The organism is Pseudomonas sp. HMWF006, from assembly GCF_003061205.1.
Lineage (GTDB): Bacteria > Pseudomonadota > Gammaproteobacteria > Pseudomonadales > Pseudomonadaceae > Aquipseudomonas > Aquipseudomonas monsensis.
On sequence record NZ_QAIU01000292.1, the window covers coordinates 1 to 7,500 of the forward strand.

General features: G+C 61.8%; 6 protein-coding genes. All 6 read left to right on the plus strand.

Features of this window, described 5'->3' with window-relative positions:
• Positions 1 to 45 precede the first annotated feature (45 nt).
• On the plus strand, positions 46 to 1,056 hold the full coding sequence (locus DBR24_RS12135) for an ornithine carbamoyltransferase (RefSeq protein WP_128614871.1): 1,011 nt from the start codon (positions 46 to 48) through the stop codon (positions 1,054 to 1,056).
• A gap of 160 nt (positions 1,057 to 1,216) precedes the next feature.
• A complete protein-coding gene (arcC, locus tag DBR24_RS12140; RefSeq protein WP_128614872.1) occupies positions 1,217 to 2,146 on the plus strand; it encodes a carbamate kinase in 930 nt (309 codons plus the stop codon).
• A gap of 62 nt (positions 2,147 to 2,208) precedes the next feature.
• Positions 2,209 to 2,571, plus strand: coding sequence for a DUF5064 family protein (locus DBR24_RS12145; protein ID WP_123467181.1), 363 nt, complete (start codon positions 2,209 to 2,211; stop codon positions 2,569 to 2,571).
• 281 nt (positions 2,572 to 2,852) lie between these two features.
• Positions 2,853 to 4,361: a sigma-54-dependent transcriptional regulator gene (locus DBR24_RS12150; RefSeq protein WP_123467183.1), complete on the plus strand. Its 1,509-nt coding sequence runs from the start codon at positions 2,853 to 2,855 to the stop codon at positions 4,359 to 4,361.
• A 364-nt stretch (positions 4,362 to 4,725) separates the two neighbouring features.
• Positions 4,726 to 5,109 carry a glycine cleavage system protein GcvH gene (gene gcvH / locus DBR24_RS12155; RefSeq protein WP_123467185.1) on the plus strand — a complete coding sequence of 128 codons (384 nt, stop codon included), beginning with the start codon at positions 4,726 to 4,728 and terminating at the stop codon, positions 5,107 to 5,109.
• 11 nt (positions 5,110 to 5,120) lie between these two features.
• Positions 5,121 to 7,500: aminomethyl-transferring glycine dehydrogenase (gcvP, locus tag DBR24_RS12160; RefSeq protein WP_128614873.1), on the plus strand; the 2,380-nt coding region annotated here is incomplete at its 3' end.

A 7,500-nucleotide genomic window follows, 5' to 3' on the forward strand; every position in this document is an offset into this window, starting at 1 on the left:
ATAAAGTGCGGCCAGGGGGATAACCGACACCGAAGGAGATCCATCATGGCTTTTAACATTCACAACCGTAACCTGCTCAGCCTGGAACACCACACCCCACGTGAGCTGCGTTACCTGCTCGACCTGTCCCGCGATCTGAAACGCGCCAAGTACACCGGCACCGAGCAGCAACACCTGAAGGGCAACAACATCGCCCTGATCTTCGAAAAAACCTCGACCCGCACCCGCTGCGCGTTCGAAGTGGCGGCCTATGACCAGGGCGCCAACGTCACCTACATCGACCCGAATTCCTCGCAGATCGGCCACAAGGAAAGCATGAAAGACACGGCCCGCGTGCTGGGGCGCATGTACGACGCCATCGAGTACCGTGGCTTCAAACAGGAAATCGTCGAAGAGCTGGCGAAGTTCGCCGGGGTACCGGTGTTCAACGGCCTGACCGACGAATATCACCCGACGCAAATGATTGCCGACGTGCTGACCATGCGTGAGCACGCCGACAAGCCGATCCATGAAATCAGCTACGCCTACCTCGGCGACGCCCGCAACAACATGGGCAACTCGCTGCTGCTGGTTGGCGCCAAACTCGGCATGGACGTGCGCATCTGTGCGCCGAAAGCCCTGTGGCCGCATGACGATCTGGTCGAGCGCTGCAACAAGTACGCGGAAGAAAGCGGTGCACGCATCACCCTGACCGAAGACCCGAAAGCCGCCGTCAAGGGCGTCGACTTCATCCACACCGACGTCTGGGTGTCGATGGGTGAACCGGTGGAAGCCTGGGCCGAACGTATCCAGCAACTGCTGCCGTACCAGGTCAACGCCGAACTGATGAAAGCCACCGGCAACCCGCGCACCAAGTTCATGCACTGCCTGCCGGCCTTCCACAACAGCGATACCAAGGTCGGCAAACAGATCGCCGAACAGTATCCGCACCTGGCCAACGGCATCGAAGTGACCGACGACGTATTCGAGTCGCCCGCCTGCATCGCCTTCGAGCAAGCGGAAAACCGCATGCACACGATCAAGGCGATTCTGGTCTCGACCCTGGCGGATCTGTAATTGATCGACACGGTCACTGTGGGAGCTGGCTTGCCAGCGATAGCGGTGTGTCAGCCGACAGCAATGCTGACTGATACACCGCCATCGCGGGCAAGCCCGGCTCCCACAGGGATCGTATTCGTCCTGCACGAACTCACTGTTTTCTAGAAGGACATGCACCATGCGTATCGTCGTAGCTCTGGGCGGTAACGCCCTGCTCCGCCGTGGTGAACCGATGACCGCTGACAACCAGCGCGCCAACATCCGCATCGCCACCGAGCAAATCGCCAAGATCCATCCCGGCAACCAGTTGGTCATCGCCCACGGCAATGGCCCGCAAGTCGGCCTGCTGTCGCTGCAGGCGGCGGCGTACACCTCCGTCACCCCTTACCCGCTGGACGTGCTCGGTGCCGAAACCGAAGGCATGATCGGCTACATCATCGAACAGGAACTGGGCAACCTGCTGGACTTCGAGGTGCCATTCGCCACCCTGCTGACCCAGGTTGAAGTCGACGCCAAGGACCCGGCCTTCCAGAACCCGAGCAAACCGATCGGCCCGGTCTACGACAAGGCCGAAGCGGAAAAACTCGCCGCCGAGAAAGGCTGGGCCATCGCCCCGGACGGTGACAAGTTCCGCCGCGTGGTCGCCAGCCCACGGCCGAAACGCATCTTTGAAATCCGTCCGATCAAGTGGCTGCTGGACAAGGGCAGCATCGTCATCTGCGCCGGTGGTGGCGGGATTCCGACCATGTACGACGAGAATCACCACCTCAAGGGCATCGAGGCGGTGATCGACAAGGACCTGTGCTCGTCGCTGCTCGCTGAACAGCTGGAAGCCGATTTGCTGGTGATCGCCACCGACGTCAACGCGGCGTTCATCGACTACGGCAAGCCAACGCAGAAAGCCATCGCCGAGGCGCATCCGGATGAACTGGAACGGCTGGGCTTCGCCGCCGGTTCCATGGGACCGAAGGTGCAGGCAGCCTGCGAATTCGCACGCCATACTGGCAAGGTCGCGGTGATCGGCTCACTCGCGGACATCGAAGCGATCGTCCAGGGCTCCGCCGGTACTCGCGTCAGCACCGCGAAGCCGGGCATCCGTTATCGATAAATAGAAACTCCGGGGGCAGACCCAGGGTCTGCCCTTCTCCCATGCCTTGAAAGGAGAAACCCATGGCCCAATTCGAACCTGGTCATTTGCATATCGAGCGGCACGCATTGACGCCGGATGACGTCAGTTACAACGTGTGCCTCGACTATGAAGTGTTCACCGATCCGCAAAAAGGCAAAGGCATCCAGTTCACGATGCATGGCAGCCTTCAGGGAAAGGACATGAAAGAGACCTTCTTCCTGCCCAAGGAAGAGGCTTACAACTTTGCCAACAACGTGACACGAATCGCCGAGAAATACGGCATCCCCAGAACCCACAGCCAGATCGGCTCGGTGCACAAGCACTACGATCTGATGTTCGAAGACATCCGTAAGCAGCTCGATATGAAATCCGGCGACCCGGTCAATCTCGAGCACTTCGAATAACCTCAAAAGCCCCTCACCCTAGCCCTCTCCCAAAGGGAGAGGGAACTGACCGAAGTGTCTGAAGACAGACATCGACCTGAAAGACCGAGTCGATTATGGATTCGCAGCCGTATTTTTCAGGTCGACGTACCTCGTGATTCACAGCCGTATTTTCAGGTCAGCGTACCTCGTGAGCATTCCACTATCGGCCCCCTCTCCCTCCGGGAGAGGGCTGGGGTGAGGGTGTTTTTGATTTAAGGCATACTTGCCACCCTTCGCACTGCAGATCACTGAACCGCCCCATGCGTATCCACGTCAGCTTCATCGACCGCGTCGGCATCACCCAGGAAGTCCTGGCTATCCTCGGTGGGCGCAATCTCAATCTGGATGCGGTGGAGATGATTCCACCCAACGTCTACATCGACGCCCCGACCCTGAGCCCGCAAGTGCTCGAAGAGCTGAAAGATGCACTGTTTCGCGTGCGCGGCGTGGAAGCGGTGACGGTCGTCGACATCCTCCCCGGCCAGCGTCGGCACCTGCAGCTTGATGCCTTGCTCGCGGCGATGACCGACCCGGTGCTGGCCCTCGACAGCGCCGGCAAGGTGTTGCTGGCCAACCCGGCCTTGATCGCGCTGTACGGGCGTGAACCGGCGGGGGAAAGCGTCTCCGAGCTGTTCAACGATCCCGGCCTGCTGGACACCCTGCTCGAGCAAGGCTTCCGCCTGCCGCTGCGCGAGATCACCGTCAACGGCCAGACCCTGTTGCTCGACGCCACACCGATCACCGATGCCGGCGCCTTGCTCACGCTCTATCAACCCAACCGCATCGGCGAACAATTGTCGGCACTGCACCACGACCACGCCGAAGGTTTCGATGCATTGCTCGGCGAATCCCCGGCGATCCGCACCCTCAAGGCGCGCGCGCAACGGGTCGCGGCCCTCGACGCGCCGCTGCTGATTCAGGGCGAAACCGGCACCGGTAAAGAACTGGTGGCTCGCGCCTGCCATGCCATCAGTGCGCGGCACAGTGCGCCGTTTCTCGCCTTGAACTGCGCGGCGCTGCCGGAGAACCTCGCCGAGAGCGAACTGTTCGGCTACGCCCCCGGCGCCTTCACTGGCGCGGCGCGTGGTGGCAAACCGGGGCTGATGGAACTGGCGAACCAGGGCACGGTGTTTCTCGATGAAATCGGCGAGATGTCGCCGTACTTGCAGGCCAAGCTGTTGCGCTTTCTCAATGACGGCAGCTTCCGTCGGGTCGGCGGTGATCGCGAAGTGAAGGTCAACGTGCGGATCCTCAGCGCCACCCACCGCGACCTGGAAAAAATGGTCAGCGAAGGCCTGTTCCGTGAAGACCTGTTCTACCGCCTCAACGTGCTCAACGTTGAAGTGCCGCCGCTGCGCGAACGCGGTCAGGACATCCTGCTGCTGGCGCGCTATTTCATGCAGCAGGCTTGCGCGCAGATCCAGCGCCCGGTCTGCCGCCTCGCCCCCGGCACCTATCCGGCGCTACTCGGTAATCGTTGGCCGGGGAACGTGCGGCAACTGCAGAACGTGATCTTCCGCGCCGCCGCGATCTGCGAAAGCAGCCTGGTCGATATCGGCGATCTCGACATCGCCGGCACCTCCGTGGCGCGCCAGACCGACAGCGATGTCGACAGCCTCGAACAAGCCGTCGAGTCCTTCGAAAAATCGCTGCTGGAAAAGCTCTACGTCAGCTACCCCTCGACCCGGCAACTGGCGAGCCGCTTGCAAACCTCGCACACCGCCATCGCCCATCGCCTGCGCAAGTACGGCATTCCCAACAAGCCCTGATCACGCCGCATATCCCCTGGCAGGCTCACTCCTACAATGATTGGTGACGGATTCGAAATCCGTTCAAAAGCGACCTCCATCTGTACTGAAAGCGCTACAGCGGAACGATATCGCTACACCCTCCTCCGGCGACCACAGTGCAAGGCTTTGATCCCGTTCAGCTTTTTTCCCCGCCCCAAGCTGTAGCGATTTCGCTACACACACGCAATCTGCGGCATCGCCAGAAATAGCTATCCAATTGATTTATAACGATAAATCCAAGATGGCCGCGTTCTTGCTAAGTAACCGTTCATAAAATCAGGGCTTTGCCGCCCGAGCCTTCCACCGCGTTCACCAGACGAGTCTGGCCCCCTTAGGAGTTTCCATGAGCGAGTTGCGTTTTACTGAAGATCACGAATGGCTGCGCACTGAAGCTGACGGCAGCGTTACTGTCGGCATCACCGCTTTCGCGCAGAACGCCCTGGGCGACGTGGTGTTCGTGCAACTGCCTGAGCTGCAGGCTTACGAAAAAGGCGCCGAAGCCGCCACCGTGGAATCGGTGAAAGCCGCCAGCGGCGTGTACATGCCCCTCGATGGCGACGTACTGGAAATCAACCCGGCACTGGAAGACGCACCGGAACTGGTCAACGAAGATCCGCTGGGCGAAGGCTGGTTCTTCCGCTTCCAGCCAAGCGACGCCTCGGCTGTGGCGAAACTGCTGGATCAAGACGCCTACGACCGTTTGATCAAAGCCCAAGCCGAAGCCTGAGGAGTAGCGACATGACCCAAGTAAACCTCGGCACTGCCAACGAATTCATCGCCCGTCACATCGGCCCGCGCGCCGCTGACGAGCAAGCCATGCTCAACAGCCTCGGCTTCGATTCCCTCGAAGCCCTGAGCGCCAGCGTGATCCCGGAAAGCATCAAGGGCACCAGCGTGCTCGGCATGGACGACGGCCTCAGCGAAGCCGACGCCCTGGCGATGATCAAATCCATCGCCGGCAAGAACCAGCTGTTCAAGACCTACATCGGCCAGGGCTACTACAACTGCCACACGCCGTCGCCGATCCTGCGCAACCTCCTGGAAAATCCGGCCTGGTACACCGCGTACACCCCGTACCAGCCAGAAATCTCCCAGGGCCGTCTCGAAGCGCTGCTGAACTTCCAGACCCTGATCAGCGACCTCACCGGCCTGCCGATCGCCAACGCCTCCTTGCTCGACGAAGCCACCGCCGCTGCCGAAGCCATGACCTTCTGCAAACGCCTGAGCAAGAACAAGGGTAGCCACCAATTCTTCGCCTCGATCCACAGCCACCCGCAAACCCTCGACGTGCTGCGCACCCGTGCCGAGCCGCTGGGTATCGACGTGGTCGTCGGCGACGAGCGTGAACTGACTGACGTGTCGCCGTTCTTCGGCGCACTGCTGCAATACCCGGCCAGCAACGGTGACCTGTTCGACTACCGCGAACTGACCGAACGCTTCCACGCCGCCAACGCGCTGGTCGCCGTGGCTGCCGACCTGCTGGCCCTGACCTTGCTGACCGCCCCGGGCGAGTTCGGCGCGGACGTCGCCATCGGCTCCGCGCAACGCTTCGGCGTGCCGCTGGGCTTCGGCGGCCCGCACGCCGCGTACTTCTCCACCAAGGATGCGTTCAAGCGCGACATGCCGGGCCGTCTGGTCGGAGTCTCGGTTGACCGTTTCGGCAAACCGGCCCTGCGCCTGGCGATGCAGACCCGCGAGCAACACATTCGCCGCGAGAAGGCCACGTCGAACATCTGCACCGCGCAGGTGCTGCTGGCCAATATCGCCAGCATGTACGCCGTGTACCACGGCCCGAAAGGCCTGACCCAGATCGCCAACCGCGTGCATCACCTGACCGCGATTCTGGCCAAGGGTCTGAACGCACTGGGCGCCAACGTCGAGCAGGACAGCTTCTTCGACACCCTGACCCTCGCGACCGGCGCGCAAACCGCCGCACTGCACGACAAGGCACACGCTGCGCAGATCAACCTGCGGGTGATCGACGCTCAGCGTCTGGGCCTGTCGGTCGACGAAACCACCACCCAGGCGGATATCGAAACCCTGTGGAGCCTGTTCGCCGACGGCAAGACCCTGCCGGATTTCGCGGCACTGGCCGCCTCGGTGCAAAGCACCATCCCGGCTGCGCTGGTGCGTCAGTCGCCAATCCTCAGCCACCCGGTGTTCAACCGCTATCACTCGGAAACCGAGCTGATGCGCTACCTGCGCAAACTGGCGGACAAGGATCTGGCCCTGGATCGCACCATGATCCCGCTGGGCTCGTGCACCATGAAACTCAACGCCGCCAGCGAAATGATCCCGGTGACCTGGGCCGAATTCGGCGCACTGCACCCGTTCGCTCCCGCCGCACAGAGCGCCGGCTACCAGCAACTGACCGACGAACTGGAAGCGATGCTCTGCGCCGCTACCGGTTACGACGCGATCTCGCTGCAACCGAACGCCGGTTCGCAGGGTGAATACGCTGGCCTGCTGGCGATTCGCGCTTACCACCAGAGCCGTGGCGATGAGCGCCGCGACATCTGCCTGATCCCGTCGTCCGCCCACGGCACCAACCCGGCCACCGCCAACATGGCCGGCATGCGCGTGGTTGTGACCGCGTGCGACGCCCGCGGCAACGTCGACATCGAAGACCTGCGTGCCAAAGCCATCGAGCATCGCGAAGACCTCGCTGCACTGATGATCACCTACCCGTCGACCCACGGCGTGTTCGAAGAAGGTATCCGCGAAATCTGCGGGATCATTCACGACAACGGCGGCCAGGTGTACATCGACGGCGCCAACATGAACGCGATGGTCGGCCTCTGCGCGCCGGGCAAGTTCGGCGGCGATGTCTCGCACCTGAACCTGCACAAGACGTTCTGCATTCCACACGGCGGTGGCGGCCCGGGCGTCGGCCCGATTGGCGTCAAGTCACACCTCGCACCGTTTATGCCGGGCCACGCCCAGATGGAGCGCAAGGAAGGCGCGGTCTGCGCGGCACCGTTCGGCAGCGCGAGCATTCTGCCGATCACCTGGATGTACATTCGCATGATGGGTGGCGCCGGTCTGAAGCGCGCTTCGCAACTGGCGATCCTCAACGCCAACTACATTTCCCGTCGTCTGGAAGAGCACTACCCAGTGC